Origin of the sequence: Anaerocolumna sp. (genome assembly GCF_032079385.1) — a bacterium.
GTDB lineage: Bacteria > Bacillota > Clostridia > Lachnospirales > Lachnospiraceae > Anaerocolumna.
The window spans coordinates 48,358-66,539 of sequence record NZ_DAMAUC010000015.1; the positions used below are offsets into that span (position 1 = coordinate 48,358).

Below are 18,182 nucleotides of genomic sequence, written 5' to 3' on the forward strand. Positions count from 1 at the left end.
TTTACCTCCTACTTTTCATGTTCAAATAAACTTTCATTATTAATGATAGCCGTGCCAATTCCTCTATTTGTAAAGAACTCCAGTAATAAACAGTGCTCCATTCTCCCATCTAATATGTGAACTCTTGATACACCATTCCTTACTGCATCAATACAATTTTTCAATTTGGGGAGCATTCCCCCGCCAATATATCCCTCATCAATAAGTTGATCAGCCTGCTTTAAAGTCAATGCCGATATTAAGGTCTTTTTATCTTCAGGGTCTTTGTACACCCCTTCCGTATCTGTAAGAAATGCTAATTTCTCTGCTCCAACCGCTGTTGCTATTGCACAGGCCGCATCATCCGCATTAATATTGTAGGCATGAAAGTTCTCATCCAGACCAATAGGTGCAATGATAGGAATAAAGTTGTTATCAATTAAAGTATTGATTAACTCAACATTTACATCAATGATATTTCCCACGTAACCAATATCCTGTCCCTTCAGTATTTTTTTCTCTACCTTAATGGTTGCACCATCTTTTCCGCTTATGCCAACTGCTTTTACTCCCAGCTGCTCCACCATCTGAACCAGCCCTTTATTCACTTTACCTAGAACCATTTCTGCTACTTCCATGGTTTCTTCATCTGTTACCCGTAATCCTTCCACGAATTTTGATTCATGACCAAGAAGTTCTACCCATTTGCTGATTTCCTTACCTCCACCATGAACAATGATTGGCTGCATGCCTACTAATTTCAGTAAAGCTACATCTTTAATTACATTTAATTGAAGATTTTCGTCCAACATGGCGCTGCCGCCATATTTCACTACTACTTTTTTATTATTGAATTTTTGTATGTATGGTAATGCTTCGATTAAAGTCTGGGCTTTTATCAGAAGCTGATCCATTTGTTCCATTCTGACTTCCTCCTATTATATCCTCTATAATATATAGATTTTACTTTGATTAAAATAATTGCCTGTATATATTATTCTGAATCAACAAATGAAAAACCTCAGCATATACAATGACTTTTTCCATTTCGTTTCAGAATAAGGGCAGATTTCATTCAGATAGCAATAGTGCAAGATATCAGGAACGATAATCTGCATTTATTTTTATATAATCATAAGTTAAATCACAGCCCCATGCAGTAGCTGTTTCACTCCCCATCTTCATATCTGCAACAGCCCTTACTTCTTTTGCTTTTAAGATTTTGGCAGCATATTCTTCACTGTACTGAGCTGCCATACCATTCTCAACTAACTTTAATTTACCTTCCGAACTTTCTATATATAAATCCACCTTATCAGGATCAAATTCTACCCCGGAGTAGCCCATTGCACATAAGATTCTTCCCCAGTTTGCATCGTTACCGTATACTGCCGTTTTTACAAGATTACTTGTGATAATGGATTTGCCTAAGGTAACTGCCTGTTCTTTGCTCTCTGCACCAATTACTACTGTTTCAAATAATTTTGTGGCACCTTCTCCATCTGCTGCCATTTTCTTGGCAAGATTAGTGGTTACCGCCCTTAGCCCTTCACAGAAGGTATCATAATCTTTGTTTTTTTCTGTGATTTCTTTATTACCTGCTAGTCCATTGGCAAGGATAATGAGGGAATCATTGGTTGAAGTATCACGATCAACGGATATCATGTTAAAGGTTTCTTTTACATTGGCACGGATTGCTTCTTGTAACAATTCCTTACTGATGGCAATATCCGTAGTAACTACACCAAGCATAGTTGCCATATTGGGATGAATCATACCGGAACCTTTTGCCATTCCCCCAATGGTAATTAATTTATCTTCTAAACGAATAGTTACTGCGTATTCTTTGGAATAAGTGTCGGTTGTCATAATGGCTTCCGCCGCCATAGTACCTGCCCCAGGACTGTCCTCCATATTTTCCGCCAACAATTTTGCACCTTCTGTGATTACATCTATAGGAAGCTGCTTGCCGATAACACCTGTTGAGCAGGTAAGTACTGTATTGGTTGCTATATTTAAATTAGTCCCTACAGCTTCTGCCATCTTATAATTATTGATTTCCCCTTCTTCGCCGGTACAGGCATTGGCCACGCCGCTGTTTAGAACAACTGCAATTGCTGTTTCATTCTCTTTGATTAGTTTCATATCCCATTTTACAGGAGCCGCTTTTACAGTATTGGTGGTAAAAGTTCCTGCTGACTTTGCGGGAACTACACTATATACTAAAGCCATATCTTTTCTCTTTCTCTTAATTCCTGCATATATACCTGCTGCCTTAAATCCTTTTGCAGCAGTAACTCCGCCTTTTATAATTTCCATAATAACCTCGATTCCGGTGCTTTAGCACCTCTTAATAATAATTACAACTTTGTGCCCCAGCACAAATTACTGGTCGAAAAACTTGTTTTTTCAACCGAACCTCCATACAATACTTTCTCTCCTCTTAATGATATCAACTTTCTAAACCGGCAGAAAGTCAATGTTGTAAAGGGTCTAATATCTATGGGAACATGGGAACTGCCTGCAGTCCTTCTGTCTCTTTTAAGCCAAATAATAGATTCATATTCTGTACGGCCTGACCGGCTGCTCCTTTCACAAGATTATCCATAGCTCCCATCATGATAATACGATTTGTTCTCTTATCAATGCAAAAATTTATATCAACAAAATTACTTCCTTCCACCCATCTGGTTTCAGGACAGATCCCCTTATCTAACACACGAATAAAATATTCTTTTTTATAATATTTATCATAGATTGCTTTTACTTCCTCATATGTAACTTGTTTTTTCAAATTACCATAAGCAGTTACCAGAATTCCTCTATTCATAGGAACCATGTGAGGAGTAAAATTCACGTAAAGGTTTTCTCCCGCTGCATATGATAACTGTTCTTCAATCTCCGGTGTATGTCTGTGACTGGCAACACCGTAAGCCTTTATATTCTCATTGATTTCACAATACAAATTATTGACTTTAGGACTTCTTCCTGCTCCCGACGTTCCTGATTTTGCATCTATAATAATAGAATTCGGTTCAAGAAGTCCTTCTTTTAAAAGAGGATATATGGCTAAAGTAGAACAAGTGGGATAGCATCCTGGATTTGCCACCAGCCTTGCCTTCTTAATCTTTTCCCGGTTAATTTCGCATAATCCATAAACCGCTTCTTTTATATAATCCGGACTTTTATGTTCTATGCCATACCATTCTTCATATATGTTTATGTCTTTCATTCTAAAATCGGCGCTAAGGTCAACTACTCTGACCTTCGAAAGTACTTCCTCGTTTATTAAAGAAGCGCATAATCCCTGAGGTGTGGCTGTGAATATAACATCCGCTTTATCTGCCAGTTCTTCCATATTATCAGCCATACAATCCGCATCTACCAGCTGAAACATGTTTTGATATACTTCATAATATTTTTTATCTATGTAAGTTTTGGAACCATACCAGACAATTTCTGCTTTTTTATGCTGTAGCAAAATTCTTACTAATTCCTGTCCCGCATATCCGGTTGCTCCAATGATACCTACTTTAATCATATGCATTCCTCCCTATCCTACGTTTCATTCCAAAATGAAGCTTTAATTTCTCTGTTTTTCAATTATTGTTCATAATTATACATCTAAACTAAATATTATTCAATACCATATTTTAAAAATTACTATAAAAACATAGTGTACTTTATAAGTTATTTAATATTAAAATAAAAAAAGACTGTTACAAAACAATAGTCTGATTTCCAAGCACCTATTTATCTTGGAAATCACCACATTTCCAATGAGGTTTTTTCCGCAAATTCAGTATTTCCAAATTTATGCTCAGAATGACAGTTTTATAACAGTCTTCTTATATAAACATATTCAGTTTTATAAAAATACATTTTCAATTTATATTTTTTAAAATAATTTTATCTACAAACCGTTAAATCAATACCCTCTTTCAATAATGTCTGATACAATCTGGATACCGGGAATCCAACGATATTTAGATAATCCCCTTCTATTTTCTCAATATAAACAGCAAACTTTCCCTGAATTCCATATGCGCCTGCTTTATCCATAGGTTCTCCAGAGGCAACATATGCATCTATCTGCTCTTCTGTCATAGGATATACCCATACATCCGTACATTGAACAAAAGAAATTATTCTATTTTCTTTACCAGCTTCTTTTATTACTGCACAAACCCCGGTATATACCTGATGCTTTTTCCCTTGTAATTTTCTAATCATATCTTTAGCATCCTGCTCACCTTTTGGTTTACCCATTACTTGGTCATTCAGGGCAACCATAGTGTCAGCACCGATAACAACGGTTCCCTCTTCCATATTGGAAGCTACGCTGCATGCTTTTTTGGTTGCCAGCTCTTCTACGATTTCTTCCGGCTTGGATTTTTGAATCACTTCTTCATCCTTACTTGCTACTACTCCAAACGATATTCCTACCTGTTCCAATATTTCTTTTCTTCTGGGTGACCCTGATGCCAGAATAATCTTATGCATGATTACCTCGATTCTGGCGCACTAGCGCCTTGTAATTATTCTTTTATAAACCTTATTATAACTCATTTTTAGCATCTATAAAACAAATTTTTTAAACTAATTTAGTTTATTATCGACATTTTTTTATTTTTTTAAATCGAATAGTGTCACATTTTTTATTTTCCCGAATAGTATATTACTATAAAAAGCAAATGAAAAAAGGAAACGCAAAAAAGGAAAATAAGAAATCAATTAAGACAAAAAGGGTAAGGTTGAAGGAAAATAAACAAATAGAAAGGATGCCACAAAGTGATTCTTTCAACCTGATTTTTTGTGGCAGCATCACATATACAAAAAGGTGTGATATGTAATGGGTATAAAGATGATTGACTATTTAAAATTGATATGTGACAGCCTTGGAATTCAATTGTTTTACAACAATAGCAAAGAATTGGTTTTATCAACAGATGTAAAAGAAGATATACCCACTTTAAGAGTTCACAAAGCTTTTGAATTCTGCCCTGAATCTGTAGCAAGAGCAATTATCAATTATTATGTCGGAGATGATGATAAAAAAGCACATGAAGAGAAAATAATCGAATATCTGAAGGGAGAATTTGAGTCTGTCACTTATGAAGCTTATAACGAAAACTCTCACTTTAAAGATGCAATTATTAAAAATATAAATTCAGAGAAGAAATATTATGAAAAAGACCCATCCTTAGTCGAATATGAAATTATAACTATCGTGTCAAAAGACTTCTATGGGAAAGAGACACAATATAGCAATAAAGAACCGCTCACTCTATCTGATAGTAATCTATTAGAATTGGAAGTAAATATAAAACCTCTTGATACATAAGGAAGGAGGTGAATATATGGGCTGGAAATTAAGCAGAATCGACTTATCCGGATGTGATCAAATTAAACCAAACGAGGAAATAGATCTTTGTATTGAATTAGAAAAAGAATGCAGAGCTGCTATTCATGGTGTTGTTAAATTCCCTAATGGCAAACCTGTTGAAGGAGCTATAGTTAAACTTTTCAAGAAAAATAAAGAATGTAGAACTTATGAATCAAAATGTGAAAAGAAATACGAAGACAGATGTGAAGACAAATACGAAAGAGAATGCGATAAATTTGACAAAGGATACGATAAAGGCTACGACAAATGTCATGAAAAGGACTGTGATTTAATACCGGTAACTTTTACTTTTACTGATGAATGCGGTCAATTCTTATTTGGAGTTGAATCCGAAAAAGATTACGTTGTTAAAGTTTTCTTCTACAAACCCGAAAAATATCCTAATTGCCATGACAAAAAATAATTGAATTATTTTCAATATATAAATTAACGATAAATAGAAGTGATAATTTATAAGTCTTTATATCTTATCACTTCATAACGAGAACGCAGCTCAGTAAAATATACTGGGCTGTTTTTTCAATTCCCTATTGCATAAATTAACATTATGGTGTATATTTATAATAAATTAGCAAGAAAAGTAATATTTTAAGGAGGAATCATTATGAAAGAAAAAGTTATATTAGCTTATTCCGGCGGATTGGATACTACCATGATTATACCTTGGTTAAAGGAAAATTACGATTACGATGTGGTATGTGTCTGCATTAATGTAGGCCAGGGAAATGAACTGGATGGTCTGGAGGAAAGAGCAAAATTATCCGGTGCTGTAAAATTATACATAGAAGATGTGGTAGATGAATTCGTAGATGATTATGTAATGCCTTGCGTAAAAGCGGGTGCTGTTTATGAAAATAAATATTTATTAGGTACTTCTATGGCAAGACCTGTTATTGCAAAAAAATTAGTAGAGATAGCAAGATTAGAATATGCTACTGCCATCTGTCATGGTGCTACGGGTAAAGGTAATGATCAGGTTCGTTTTGAATTAGCCATTAAAGCACTTGCTCCTGACTTAAAGATAATTGCTCCATGGAGAATCTGGAATGTATCCTCCAGAGAAGAAGAAATCGAATATTGTAAAGAACACGGTATTGACTTACCTTTCTCTGCTGATAACAGTTATAGCCGGGACAGAAATTTATGGCATATCAGCCATGAAGGATTGGAGTTGGAAGACCCTGCTGCCCCTCCAAATTATAACCATTTATTAGTACTTAGTGTGTCTCCTGAAAAAGCTCCGGATGAAGGCGAGACCATTACTTTATCCTTCGAAAAAGGCATCCCCACAAAATTAAACGGAAAGTCTATGAAGGCTTCCCACATTATAGAGGAACTTAATACTCTTGGGGGAAAACATGGAATTGGTATTATCGACATTGTGGAAAACCGTGTTGTAGGTATGAAATCCCGTGGTGTCTATGAAACTCCCGGAGGCACTATTCTTATGGAGGCTCACAACCAATTAGAAGAATTAATCTTAGACCGTGATACGTTTACTTATAAAAAAGATATTGGCAATAAATTTGCTGATATTGTTTACGAAGGAAAATGGTTTACTCCTCTTCGTGAAGCTTTGCAGGCATTTGTAGATTCCACTCAGGAATATGTAACCGGTGAAGTTAAGTTAAAATTATATAAAGGAAACCTTATCAAGCAAGGTACTACTTCTCCTTATTCCTTATATAATGAAAGCATTGCTTCTTTCACTACAGGCGACCTGTATGACCATCATGATGCGGAAGGGTTTATTAATCTATTTGGGCTTTCTTTAAAGGTTCGGGCTATGAAAATGGCGGAGGTTGTTAAATAAGGACGCTTTGCATTTAGATATTGAGACTTTAAATTTACATTAAATTTATCTAAAACTATTTCTATATATTTAAATGTATTATATAATGAGAACACTATAATTATAATATTTAATAGGCGAAGGAGATAGAATATGATTATTACTACAACCCCAAGTATTGAAGGAAAAACGATTACAGAATACAGAGGTATTGTTTTTGGTGAAGTTGTTGCAGGTGTAAATTTTGTTAAGGATTTTGCGGCAGGTTTATCTAATTTCTTCGGTGGACGTTCCGGAAGTTATGAAGATGAATTGATACATGCCAGAGAAAATGCTCTTAGAGAAATGGAAGACCGTGCCAGACAATTAGGGGCAAATGCAGTTGTTGGTGTGGATGTCGACTATGAAGTACTCGGTGCCAGTAATGGTATGCTTATGGTAACTGCATGCGGTACCGCAGTCGTTTATATGTAATATTATTATCCACATTTTAATTGTTGTAACTAAATTATAGCAGAGTGTTTTCTCTGCTATAATTTTTTTCTCATTTTCAATCTTTGATATGAATCTTCTTCCGTGGGTAATAATAGCCAGGTTCTCTCCAAACTTTTGATAGCACCAGTCAATTACAGTTTGTAAATCATCCTTTTCATAATATCCCAGTGATGTGAATGCTTTACCACTTAACCCATGATTTCGATGGTCATAGGTAATTACAGTGATTCCTCTTTTTATGAATAAATCGGCATATATCATACTGCTGTATTTAGCACAGGTATAACCATGGCAAATAATTGCTATTTTTCTTTTTTCACAAGGCATTTCCCACTGTTTTCTACTGATTTCATCATTAATTATCTGGCAGGATAAATCATAACCGTATCTGGATTTAATACGATAATCTTCCTTTATCCAATTTTGGTAAAGAATCTCATTAAGGCGTCCATTGCCCATTTCTTTATTATATAAAGATTCATAATCAAGAATTTTAGGCTTTAATATTATATTTGATAAAAACCAAGCGATAATTATAAAAATAATAAATAATATTAAAAATATCTCTGCTATAGTTAACCACACATTACATTCCCCTTTAACTCTTTCTAAGCTAAATATATTTGCTTATTAGTAATAGTCTATACTAGAAACTTTTTGCTAATTCTAAAGCCTGATCCATTGCCTTTTTCATTTCTGCTTCATGATCAGCCCCAATTACATCAAGATTTTCCGCCGCAATCGTATTAAAATCCGTTATTCCTAAAAATCCAAATATGGTTCGAATATATCGGTCCCCCATCTCGTATTCATTGAAAGGAGGTTGTGAATAACCGCCGCCCCTTGTTACTATATGAACACCTTTTTTATTATGACACAATCCAACCGGACCATTGGCAGTGTAGTTAAAGGTAACCCCCGGCATTGCAATATAATCAATATATGCTTTTAAAATAGAGGGGATACTCAGATTCCATAAAGGAGCAGCTATTACGTATTTATCTGATTCAATAAATTGATAAGCATATTTTAATATAGGATGTCCTCTGTCTTTTTTCGTATCTGCCCCGTGCAATTCATCTAAATGCCCAAAGGGTAAAAATTCAATATTTTCTTTATATAAATCTAACGTAATTATTTCATCTTGAGGATGACTTTTTTTATATTCTTCCATAAATGCTTCTGAAATTTTGAAAGTTCTAGATTCCGATTCTTCTTTTGCATTTGCTTTTACATATAGTATTTTACTCATATTTCTTCTCCATTCTTTTTTACTTATATCAATACCATCTCATAATTTTATTGGTTTTATTCACGGAAGCTTTCATATAATGAAAGGAAAAGCAAATTCTTAGTAAAGAAATCTTTTCCTTTCTAAAAAACCGTTAAGATATGTTAAAAAAACATTAGAATCCCTTTCCCCTTATTTACTTACGAAAATCCCAATGCTATAATATGTGAAAATAGTGGAAGAAAAGGGAATTATGACATTTTATTTTTTATCCGCTAAATTTTTTAATAAAATGCCAGTGGGCAGATCGGAGTAATATATGAATATTTACGAAGAATTTAAAAGCAAGGCTAAAAGGCCTTTGAAAAACATAGGGTTGATTTTATTAATAATTACAGCAATCCTTTTGTCATTTTCATCTGCATACACCATTAACGAGCAGGAGCAAGCTGTTTTAACTACATTTGGTGTTGCAAAACCGGTAGCAGAGCCAGGTTTACATTTTAAAATACCTTTTATTCAAAAGGTGCAAAAAGTGAATACCACCATTAATGGTTTTTCCATTGGTTATGATACGTCCTCCAATGAAGTCACAGAAGAAGAAGCTGTTATGATTACATCGGACTTTAACTTTGTGGATGTGGATTTTTTTGTAGAGTACAAAGTGGTTGATCCGGTAAAAGCAGTATATGCTTCCCAGGAACCGGTATCCATCCTTAATAATATGGCACAAAGCTGCATCCGTACTGTTATTGGAAGCTATGATGTAGATAGTGTTTTAACCACAGGTAAAAATGAGATCCAAAGTGTTATTAAAGAAAAAATTGTGGAACAATTAGATGCTTATGATATAGGCATACAGTTAATTAGTATAACCATTCAGGATTCTGAACCTCCAACTAAGGAAGTTATGGAATCTTTTAAAGCGGTAGAAACTGCAAAACAAGATAAGGAGACTGCAATTAATAATGCAAACAAATACCGCAACGAAAAACTTCCTGCCGCAGAAGCACAAGTAGATAAAATTATCAAATCTGCAGAAGCACAAAAAGAAGAACGTATTAATGAGGCAAACGGTCAGGTAGCAAGATTTAATGCCATGTATAAAGAATACAAAAAGAATCCGGTAGTTACAAAAGAGAGAATGTTTTACGAAGCCATGGAAGAAGTACTTCCTGAACTTGAAGTTATTATTGACGGAACCAATGGGGTAGACAAGGTTTTGCCAATTAAATCTTTTTTTGAAATAAACAGTAATGAAACTTCTGCTGCCGCAGATACCAATGCTAAAAAGGGGGATGAATAAATGAAAAAGAAAATAGGGTTTAGTGTAATTTTTATATTTGTAATTATTTTATTGTTCTCTTCCATGATAATTACCAATGAAAATGAGTATAAATTAGTTAGGGAATTTGGGAAGGTACAAAAAGTCATTGATAAACCGGGAATTAGTCTGATTGTTCCGTTTATTCAGACAGCAGATACTTTACCAAAGGAAATCCTGTTTTATGATCTGGCACCCTCCGATGTTATTACTATGGATAAAAAAACAATGATCAGCGATAGTTATGTATTATGGAAGATTACAGATCCTCTTAAATTTGCCCAATCACTTAATTCCTCTGTAATCAATGCAGAAAATAGAATTGACACTGTAGTTTACAACGCTCTAAAGAACGTAATAAGCAGTAATTCACAAACAGAAATCATTAATGAAAGAGATGATAAAATAGCCGAAGCAATTATGGCAAACATCGGTCACTCTATGGATCAATACGGTCTGACTATTCTTACCGTAGAAACCAAACGCCTGGATCTTCCTGCCGATAACAAATCCTCCGTATACCAACGTATGATTTCTGAACGTGATAAGATTGCAGCTACTTACATAGCAGAAGGTAATTCGGAAGCCCAAGTGATAAAAAATACAACGGACAAGGAAATATCCATTAGTCTCTCAACTGCAAAAGCAGAAGCAGAACGCATTATTTCGGAAGGTGAAGCAGAATACATGAAAATATTATCAGAAGCTTACGCTGACGAATCCCGTACGGAGTTTTATTCCTTCGTTCGTTCTTTAGATGCAGCAAAAAGTGCTTTACAAGGAGATAATAAAACTCTGATTCTACCCGCTGACTCCCCAATTTCCCAAATTTTCTTAGGGAAATAAAGATTATAATTGAATTTTTAGGCCAAAAGTACTATGATTATAAAAGATGCGTAAATAATTATCACTAAAGGAGAACTTATATGAATAGAGATACCATTTTATTAGTGGACGATAGTGAGATTATATGTAGTATTATTAAAGATATCTTGGAGTCTCCTGATTTACATATCGAAATTGCACATACTGGAGAAAAAGGTATCCGTTTAGCTCAAGAACTTCGGCCAACACTTATATTACTGGACATTATTATGAATGGTATGGATGGATATGAAACTTGCAGAATGCTGAAGAAAAATGAAGAAACCAAGGATATACCTGTTATTTTTATCACCGGTAATAATGATTCCAATTCTTTATTAAAAGGTTTTGAGGTTGGCGCGGCTGATTATGTATCCAAACCATTTATTGCAGAAGAGCTAAAAGCTCGTGTTAAAGTACATATGCAAAATATTAAGAACCAGCGAAAATTACAAATATTAATGGAAGAATTACGTGAATTGGCAACTACAGATTCTTTGACTAAGTTATATAACCGCAGGTATTTTCTTGATAAGATTAATGACCTTGTGAAAATGGAGACTATATTCTCTCTTGTTTTATTTGATGTAGATTGCTTTAAATTGATTAATGATACCTATGGCCATAATACCGGTGATTTAGTATTAACCGGACTTTCGCAAATCTTTAAACTAATCCTTCGGGAGGAAGATATTATAAGCAGATGGGGCGGAGAAGAATTTATGATATGCCTCCCTGATATTGGAGCAGCAGAAGCTTTCAAAGTTGCCGAAAAGTTACGTTTGGAGGTTAGCAAATTCGAATTTCATTACGAAGAACACACCTTTCATTGTACTATAACCGGTGGAATCGCCCAGTATAATATTAAATTGCCCATAGATCGAAATATTACAAAAATTGATTCTGCTTTATATACCGGCAAGTCCAGTGGAAAGAATTGCTGCATATTAGCCTAGAATAGACATAAGAAAAAAGCTATAAAGACAATAAAAGAGGAAAATGCAGGATTAAACTATATCCATGCATTTTCCCCTTTTTACTTTATGGTTCTGTTTAATAAAATCTTGTAAGTATAATTTTACCTATTCAACATTATTAAGCCATTTTATGAGTTCAACGAAACATTCTTTCCGTTTCTTTCAAGAATCTCTTTTACTTGATTTAATAAATCTTTCGCAGGTTCCCTAGTATTTGCCAAGGTATACTCTAAACCTAACTCTTCCCACTTATACTCACCCATTTTATGAAATCCTAAGAGCTCTATTTTAGATACATTGGGATATTGATCTAAGTATCTTGACAGTTCTTCTATATTTTCTAAATTATCCGTCAGGTTAGGCACTAATACGTATCGAATCCAGGTATTTATATTTTTTCCCCTCAGATAATCCATAAGACGGAGGGTTGGATCTAAAGATACTCCTGTGACTTCTCTATATATGATAGGATCAAAGTTCTTAATATCCAAAAGAATAATATCCGTGTAATCCAGTACCCTTTGCACCGCATCATTCCATATAAACCCGGAAGTATCTATGGCTACGGAGATTCCTTCTTCTTTACACATCTTACTTACTTCTGCAACAAATTCTGCCTGTAAAAGCGGTTCTCCTCCGGTAAATGTTACACCACCGCCGGAGAATTTCATATAGGATTTATACTTTCGTATTTCTGCCATTAATTCTTGTGGAGTGTATTCATTACCTCTGTTGATTTCCCAAGTATCGGGATTATGGCAATATCTGCATCTTAAAACACAACCTTGCATAAATACTACGAATCTGATACCGGGGCCATCAACGGTACCGCAGCTTTCTATAGAATGTATTCTGCCAATTACTTTATTGTCCTTCATCATATCAGCCTCCAATCTGGCAGTTTGCCATTGCTGACGACATGCCACCTTTCTGGTCTCATGCCTCCTTTCCCTTATCTTTCATGGAAAGTACGGTGAATGACATCTAATTGCTGCTCGCGATTTAATTTTACGAAATTAACTGCATAACCGGATACACGTATTGTAAGCTGAGGGTATTTTTCAGGGTGATCCATGGCATCTAATAAAGTCTCACGGTCAAAGACATTTACGTTAATATGATGCCCATTATCACAAAAATATCCGTCCAGCAGACCTGCTAAATTATTAATTCTCTCATCCATACTCTTTCCTAAGGCTTTAGGAACTATGGAGAAGGTATAAGATATACCGTCTTCCGCATGTTTATAAGGTAATTTAGCAACAGATGCCATTGATGCAACTGCACCGTTCTTGTCTCTGCCGTGCATTGGGTTAGCACCAGGTGCAAATGGTTCTCCTGCCTTACGTCCATCTGGAGTACTGCCGGTTTTCTTTCCATATACAACATTAGAAGTAATAGTTAAAACAGATAAGGTTTGTTTCGCGTTACGGTAAGTCTTTACTTTGCGAAGTTTGTTCATAAAACGTTCTACAATTTCAATTGCAATAGTATCTACTCTGTCATCATTGTTACCAAATGCCGGATACTCTCCTTCGATTTCGTAATCTACGGCCAAACCTGCTTCATTCCTAATAATCTTAACTTTAGCATATTTAATGGCTGATAAGGAGTCTGCAACTACTGATAAGCCTGCAATACCGCATGCTTCCGTACGAAGTATGGATATATCGTGAAGTGCCATCTGAAGTCTTTCGTAATTGTATTTATCATGCATGTAATGAATAATATTTAAAGTATTGATGTAGAGTTCCGATAACCAATCCAAGGTTTGATCAAACTTAGTAATCACATCATCATAATCCAAATAATCACCGGTTACCGGTGCAAATAATGGTCCCACCTGCTCTCCGGTCTTCTCATCTTTTCCGCCATTAATTGCATATAGTAATGCTTTTGCAAGATTGGCACGTGCTCCAAAGAATTGCATCTGCTTTCCGATTCGCATAGCTGATACACAGCAAGCAATACCATAATCGTCGCCCCATACATCTCTCATAATATCGTCACTCTCATATTGAATAGAACTTGTATCAATTGATATTTTGGAACAGAATTTTTTAAATTCTTCCGGTAATTGATTTGACCATAATACAGTTAAGTTTGGTTCCGGAGCAGGTCCAAGATTGTAAAGGGTATGAAGAATTCTAAAACTGCTCTTTGTCACCAAGGTTCTGCCATCCAAGCCCATACCGCCAATGGACTCAGTAACCCAGGTAGGATCTCCAGAAAATAGGTCATTATAAGAAGGAGTTCTTAAGAAACGAACCATTCTTAACTTCATAACAAATTGGTCCATTATTTCTTGTGCTTCTTCCTCTGTAAGAATACCTTTCTCTAAATCTCTTTCAAAATAGATATCAAGGAATGTAGAAACACGGCCTAAACTCATGGCTGCTCCATCCTGCTCCTTGATTGCTCCTAAATATCCAAAGTAAGTCCATTGGGTTGCTTCTACAGCATTTTGGGCAGGTCTGCTAATATCAAAGCCATAGGAAGATGCCATTTCTTTTAATTGATTTAATGCTTTGATTTGTTCCGATAATTCCTCCCGTAATCGTATATCAGGTGATTGCAGCACCGGAATCTCTAATAATTTCTTTTGCTCTTTTCTTTCTTCAATAAGATAATCCACACCATATAGCGCAACACGTCTGTAATCGCCTATAATTCGACCACGGCCATAGGCGTCCGGAAGACCTGTAATAATTCCTGTATGTCTTGCTTTTCTCATTGCTTCCGTATAAGCATCAAATACACCATCATTGTGAGTCTTTCTATTATTTGTGTAGATTTCTTCTGTGGTTTTATCCAGTTCGTAACCATAAGCTTCTAAAGCATTTTGAACAACACGAACACCACCGTTTGGCATAATGCCCCTTTTTAGAGGCTTATCTGTTTGAAAACCTACAATTACTTCTTTGTCTTTATCAATATAACCAGGACCAAAGGTGGTAATTGTTGATGGTTTCTTAGTTTCTGCATCAAGAATACCTTTTTCAGTCTCTATTTTCATTAACTTTAATACTTCATTCCATAACTCTGTGGTTCTTTCGGTAGGATCTGCTAGGAACTCACTATCCCCTTCATACGGGGTATAATTAGTTTGAATAAAGTTTCTTACATCAATATCAGTAGTCCAGCTTCCTGGGTTAAAATCATACCATTCCTGTCTCATAGTAACCTCGATTCCGGCGCTTTAGCACCTTTTAGTAGCTATAGGAATTTTATGTATTCGTACAAAATTCCTGTTGTAAACTAGTAACAATAAAAACGTATTTCTGCTTCCTATTTAGATATTTGCCGCAGTAAGTGTTTTTATGCTTTCATACTAAAGAAATAAGAAGTATAAGTCAATAGACTAATTAATAATAATTCTCAATAAGATTCATAAGTAATACTTTTGAAGTGAAAAATAAGGATAAAAAATATGTCATTCTGAGCAATGTTCAACCGAATTGAACTATCGAAGCATCTTAAAGTAAAAACCTAAGAGATTTTTTGCTTCGTCTCAGAATGACATATATTAAAATACATTGTACTATTCTTTTTCCGGGATATTACAACACTTTAGATAAGAAATCTTTCAGCCTTGGATTCTGTGGGTTATCAAAGAATTCTTTTGGTGTGTTCTGTTCCTGAATTTGTCCCTGGTCTATAAACAATACCCTGTTGGCAACTTCTCTGGCAAATCCCATCTCATGTGTCACCACAACCATGGTCATACCATCTTCTGCTAATTCCTTCATAAGTTCCAGTACCTCTCCAACCATTTCAGGATCCAGTGCTGATGTGGGCTCGTCAAATAACAGAACATCCGGATTCATTGCTAACGCACGGATAATTGCAATACGTTGCTTTTGTCCGCCGGATAATTGTCTTGGATAAGCTGCTGCTTTGTCTTCCAAACCGATTCTATTTAATAATTCTTTTGCCTTTTTATCAGCTTCCTCCTGTGTCATAAGCCCTAATTTTACTGGTGCTAAGGTAATATTTTTTTGAACAGTTAAATGTGGAAAAAGATTAAACTGCTGAAATACCATTCCCATCTTCTGTCTTAATTTATTAATATCTGTTTTGGGATCAGTAATATTATTTCCTTCAAACCATACTTCACCTTCTGTAGGAGTCTCTAACAGATTAAGGCATCTTAGAAAAGTGGACTTACCTGATCCGGAAGGTCCGATGATAACTACCTTTTCCCCTTTCTGAATGTTTTCATTGATACCATTCAGTACAACATGATCACCAAAGGCTTTCTTTAAATTCTTAGTTTCGATCACCTTGATTCATCCTCCTTTCAAACATACCTAATAGCTTGGATAATCCTAAAACCATTACCAGGTAAAATACTGCTGCAATTATTAAGGGAGGAAGAATATCCCATGTACGGGATCCCACAAACTGTGCTGCCTGTAATAAATCAACTACTGCTATAATACTTGCAACGGATGTTTCTTTAATTAATACAATAAATTCATTGCCCAAAGCCGGTAAAATATTTCTAATAGCCTGAGGCATAATAATATAAGTCATTGTTTGATTAGCAGTAAATCCTAAAGAACGACCAGCCTCACTTTGGCCTTTGTCAATGGATTCAATACCTGCACGGACAATTTCTGCCACATATGCGCCGGAGTTAATACCAAAACAAAGTCCTGCCACCAAAATTTCACTGGTGTCTCGTGCAGTAAAAATCAAATTATAAATAATAAGTAACTGCAACATAACAGGGGTACCCCTGATTATATTAATATAGCCATTACATAAAACTCCTAACCACTTTAATTTTTTATAATTGTTAGCGGTTACTTTTAATATTGCTACGGTTATACCTATTAGAATACCAATTATGATGGCTATAAAAGAAATCTCTATGGTAACCCAGAGTCCTTTAAAATAGGTTCTGTATCTGTCTTGCGCAATGAATGCATCATAGTAACGTGCACCCATGGACGTAAACCAGTTAATTAATCCTTCCAACTTTTTCTCTCCTTTGTCTTCCTCTATAAGATATAATTAATCATACCATATTTTTTCTCAACTAGGAAGTATAAATATTAAGCAAATTTAATTTTTAATCAAATAGAATTGATTTTTTAAATTGTATATACTTTTATAAATATTCACATCTATTAATACACATTTCTTATTACATGATTATGCATTCTCAAACATATTGCTGTATATATATATCCTCAGGCAGCAATAAGCAGCAGACAAATTTAATTGCCTGCTGCCTTTCAGATAATATAAAGTTAAATAGAGCAAAAACTATTTAGCAGTATGATTAGCTGTAAATTCTTCAATCTTACCATCTTCAATCAGCTGGTTAATTACTTCATTTATTTGATCCAATAATTCCTGATTTCCTTTTTTCACAGCGATTGCATATTTATCTTCAAATAATACGCCATCAAGAATTACTAAGTCACTATTAGCTGCTACTAATTCCTGAGCCGGATATAAATCCATTACGATACAATCAATCTTACCATTCTTTAAATCTTCTGATGCTTGAGCAAATTTTTTATAACGTTTTACTTCTTTTGCTGCTACATTATCTGGATTGGAAACATAGATATCTGCAATATTACCTTGTTGAACACCAATTACTTTATCATTTAAATCATCAACACTTGAAACTTTTGCATTGTCTTTTAATGTAACAACCACCTCAGTGGAATTTACATAATCAGCTGAGAAATCCATAACCTTCTGACGATCTTCATCCACAGATACACCAGCTGCAACAAAATCGACTTTTCCCTGTTGTACAGCAAGTAAAGCACCATCAAAATCCATTGTTTTGATCTCAAGTTCTTTACCCATGGCATCAGCAATTGCCTTTGCAATATCCATGTCTATACCAACAACCTTGTCACCTTCCATATATTCATAAGGTGCAAATCCAGGCTCTGTTCCAACTATTAGTTTTTCTTTTGCTCCGCCAGCAGTATCTTTATCATCTGCATCTTTCTTCTCGTCTCCTGCTGTATTGGTATTGTCTTTTCCTTCACCGCCATTGTTTCTATCTTTTTTGGTTCCGCATGCAACAAGTGAAATTGCCATAACCATAACAAAGATTATACTTAATATTTTTTTCATAATGA

At 34.9% G+C, this 18,182-nt stretch carries 18 protein-coding genes; 7 read left to right on the forward strand and 11 right to left on the reverse strand.

Annotated features, from left to right (window positions below; genetic code table 11):
• Window positions 1-8: 8 nt before the first annotated feature.
• From argB to RT261_RS13115, 4 genes are all read right to left on the reverse strand, one after another.
• Window positions 9-893, reverse strand: coding sequence for an acetylglutamate kinase (gene argB, locus RT261_RS13100; RefSeq protein WP_313133179.1), 885 nt, complete (start codon window positions 891-893; stop codon window positions 9-11).
• Between the two features lie 184 nt (window positions 894-1,077).
• Window positions 1,078-2,298, reverse strand: coding sequence for a bifunctional glutamate N-acetyltransferase/amino-acid acetyltransferase ArgJ (gene argJ / locus RT261_RS13105; protein ID WP_313133102.1), 1,221 nt, complete (start codon window positions 2,296-2,298; stop codon window positions 1,078-1,080).
• Between the two features lie 181 nt (window positions 2,299-2,479).
• Window positions 2,480-3,520, reverse strand: coding sequence for an N-acetyl-gamma-glutamyl-phosphate reductase (argC, locus tag RT261_RS13110; RefSeq protein WP_313133104.1), 1,041 nt, complete (start codon window positions 3,518-3,520; stop codon window positions 2,480-2,482).
• A gap of 368 nt (window positions 3,521-3,888) precedes the next feature.
• Window positions 3,889-4,482, reverse strand: coding sequence for a Maf family protein (locus tag RT261_RS13115; RefSeq protein ID WP_313133105.1), 594 nt, complete (start codon window positions 4,480-4,482; stop codon window positions 3,889-3,891).
• 349 nt (window positions 4,483-4,831) lie between these two features.
• On the opposite strand from RT261_RS13115, the gene RT261_RS13120 reads away from it, so the two are divergent.
• The 4 genes from RT261_RS13120 to RT261_RS13135 all read left to right on the forward strand — a co-directional run bounded on the left by RT261_RS13120 (window position 4,832) and on the right by RT261_RS13135 (window position 7,652).
• A complete protein-coding gene (locus RT261_RS13120) occupies window positions 4,832-5,323 on the forward strand; it encodes a hypothetical protein (RefSeq protein ID WP_313133106.1) in 492 nt (163 codons plus the stop codon).
• A 16-nt stretch (window positions 5,324-5,339) separates the two neighbouring features.
• Window positions 5,340-5,789 carry a hypothetical protein gene (locus RT261_RS13125; RefSeq protein WP_313133107.1) on the forward strand — a complete coding sequence of 150 codons (450 nt, stop codon included), beginning with the start codon at window positions 5,340-5,342 and terminating at the stop codon, window positions 5,787-5,789.
• 201 nt (window positions 5,790-5,990) lie between these two features.
• Window positions 5,991-7,199, forward strand: a complete 1,209-nt coding sequence (locus RT261_RS13130) for an argininosuccinate synthase (protein WP_313133109.1) — start codon at window positions 5,991-5,993, stop codon at window positions 7,197-7,199.
• Between the two features lie 132 nt (window positions 7,200-7,331).
• Window positions 7,332-7,652 carry a putative heavy metal-binding protein gene (locus RT261_RS13135; RefSeq protein WP_313133111.1) on the forward strand — a complete coding sequence of 107 codons (321 nt, stop codon included), beginning with the start codon at window positions 7,332-7,334 and terminating at the stop codon, window positions 7,650-7,652.
• Here the strand turns inward: RT261_RS13135 and RT261_RS13140 are convergent.
• Together RT261_RS13140 and RT261_RS13145 are read right to left on the reverse strand one after the other, a co-directional pair.
• Complete coding sequence (locus RT261_RS13140; RefSeq protein WP_313133112.1) at window positions 7,545-8,258, reverse strand: alpha/beta hydrolase; 714 nt, start codon at window positions 8,256-8,258, stop codon at window positions 7,545-7,547. The two genes, RT261_RS13135 and RT261_RS13140, sit on opposite strands and share 108 nt — an antisense overlap.
• Before the next feature lie 61 nt (window positions 8,259-8,319).
• The gene (locus RT261_RS13145) at window positions 8,320-8,925 is read right to left on the reverse strand and encodes an FMN-dependent NADH-azoreductase (protein ID WP_313133114.1); all 606 of its coding nucleotides are present in this window, start codon (window positions 8,923-8,925) and stop codon (window positions 8,320-8,322) included.
• Window positions 8,926-9,223: 298 nt separating this feature from the next.
• On the opposite strand from RT261_RS13145, the gene hflK reads away from it, so the two are divergent.
• The 3 genes from hflK (at window position 9,224) to RT261_RS13160 (ending at window position 12,048) form a co-directional block, all read left to right on the forward strand.
• On the forward strand, window positions 9,224-10,210 hold the full coding sequence (hflK, locus tag RT261_RS13150) for an FtsH protease activity modulator HflK (protein ID WP_313133115.1): 987 nt from the start codon (window positions 9,224-9,226) through the stop codon (window positions 10,208-10,210).
• Window positions 10,211-11,074, forward strand: a complete 864-nt coding sequence (gene hflC / locus RT261_RS13155) for a protease modulator HflC (RefSeq protein WP_313133116.1) — start codon at window positions 10,211-10,213, stop codon at window positions 11,072-11,074.
• An 80-nt stretch (window positions 11,075-11,154) separates the two neighbouring features.
• Window positions 11,155-12,048, forward strand: coding sequence for a GGDEF domain-containing response regulator (locus RT261_RS13160; protein WP_313133118.1), 894 nt, complete (start codon window positions 11,155-11,157; stop codon window positions 12,046-12,048).
• Between the two features lie 149 nt (window positions 12,049-12,197).
• Here RT261_RS13160 and pflA read toward each other — a convergent pair whose 3' ends face one another.
• The 5 genes from pflA to RT261_RS13185 form a co-directional block, all read right to left on the reverse strand.
• The gene (gene pflA, locus RT261_RS13165) at window positions 12,198-12,950 is read right to left on the reverse strand and encodes a pyruvate formate-lyase-activating protein (RefSeq protein WP_313133119.1); all 753 of its coding nucleotides are present in this window, start codon (window positions 12,948-12,950) and stop codon (window positions 12,198-12,200) included.
• A gap of 71 nt (window positions 12,951-13,021) precedes the next feature.
• The gene (gene pflB, locus RT261_RS13170) at window positions 13,022-15,247 is read right to left on the reverse strand and encodes a formate C-acetyltransferase (RefSeq protein ID WP_313133120.1); all 2,226 of its coding nucleotides are present in this window, start codon (window positions 15,245-15,247) and stop codon (window positions 13,022-13,024) included.
• A gap of 382 nt (window positions 15,248-15,629) precedes the next feature.
• Complete coding sequence (locus RT261_RS13175) at window positions 15,630-16,352, reverse strand: amino acid ABC transporter ATP-binding protein (protein ID WP_313133122.1); 723 nt, start codon at window positions 16,350-16,352, stop codon at window positions 15,630-15,632.
• Window positions 16,339-17,052 carry an amino acid ABC transporter permease gene (locus RT261_RS13180; RefSeq protein WP_331665485.1) on the reverse strand — a complete coding sequence of 238 codons (714 nt, stop codon included), beginning with the start codon at window positions 17,050-17,052 and terminating at the stop codon, window positions 16,339-16,341. Before RT261_RS13180 ends, RT261_RS13175 begins: the two co-directional genes overlap by 14 nt.
• Before the next feature lie 291 nt (window positions 17,053-17,343).
• Window positions 17,344-18,177: an ABC transporter substrate-binding protein gene (locus tag RT261_RS13185; protein ID WP_313133123.1), complete on the reverse strand. Its 834-nt coding sequence runs from the start codon at window positions 18,175-18,177 to the stop codon at window positions 17,344-17,346.
• Window positions 18,178-18,182: the final 5 nt, after the last annotated feature.

Bases quoted from the DNA above. Each gene is read 5' to 3' on its own strand.
- argC (WP_313133104.1), bottom strand. From the start codon at position 3,520: ATGATTAAAGTAGGTATCATTGGAGCAACCGGATATGCGGGACAGGAA.
- argB (WP_313133179.1), bottom strand. From the start codon at position 893: ATGGATCAGCTTCTGATAAAAGCCCAGACTTTAATCGAAGCATTACCA.
- RT261_RS13185 (WP_313133123.1), bottom strand. From the start codon at position 18,177: ATGAAAAAAATATTAAGTATAATCTTTGTTATGGTTATGGCAATTTCA.
- pflB (WP_313133120.1), bottom strand. From the start codon at position 15,247: ATGAGACAGGAATGGTATGATTTTAACCCAGGAAGCTGGACTACTGAT.
- hflK (WP_313133115.1), top strand. From the start codon at position 9,224: ATGAATATTTACGAAGAATTTAAAAGCAAGGCTAAAAGGCCTTTGAAA.
- RT261_RS13125 (WP_313133107.1), top strand. From the start codon at position 5,340: ATGGGCTGGAAATTAAGCAGAATCGACTTATCCGGATGTGATCAAATT.
- argJ (WP_313133102.1), bottom strand. From the start codon at position 2,298: ATGGAAATTATAAAAGGCGGAGTTACTGCTGCAAAAGGATTTAAGGCA.
- RT261_RS13120 (WP_313133106.1), top strand. From the start codon at position 4,832: ATGGGTATAAAGATGATTGACTATTTAAAATTGATATGTGACAGCCTT.
- RT261_RS13135 (WP_313133111.1), top strand. From the start codon at position 7,332: ATGATTATTACTACAACCCCAAGTATTGAAGGAAAAACGATTACAGAA.
- RT261_RS13115 (WP_313133105.1), bottom strand. From the start codon at position 4,482: ATGCATAAGATTATTCTGGCATCAGGGTCACCCAGAAGAAAAGAAATA.
- pflA (WP_313133119.1), bottom strand. From the start codon at position 12,950: ATGATGAAGGACAATAAAGTAATTGGCAGAATACATTCTATAGAAAGC.
- RT261_RS13145 (WP_313133114.1), bottom strand. From the start codon at position 8,925: ATGAGTAAAATACTATATGTAAAAGCAAATGCAAAAGAAGAATCGGAA.
- RT261_RS13130 (WP_313133109.1), top strand. From the start codon at position 5,991: ATGAAAGAAAAAGTTATATTAGCTTATTCCGGCGGATTGGATACTACC.
- RT261_RS13160 (WP_313133118.1), top strand. From the start codon at position 11,155: ATGAATAGAGATACCATTTTATTAGTGGACGATAGTGAGATTATATGT.
- hflC (WP_313133116.1), top strand. From the start codon at position 10,211: ATGAAAAAGAAAATAGGGTTTAGTGTAATTTTTATATTTGTAATTATT.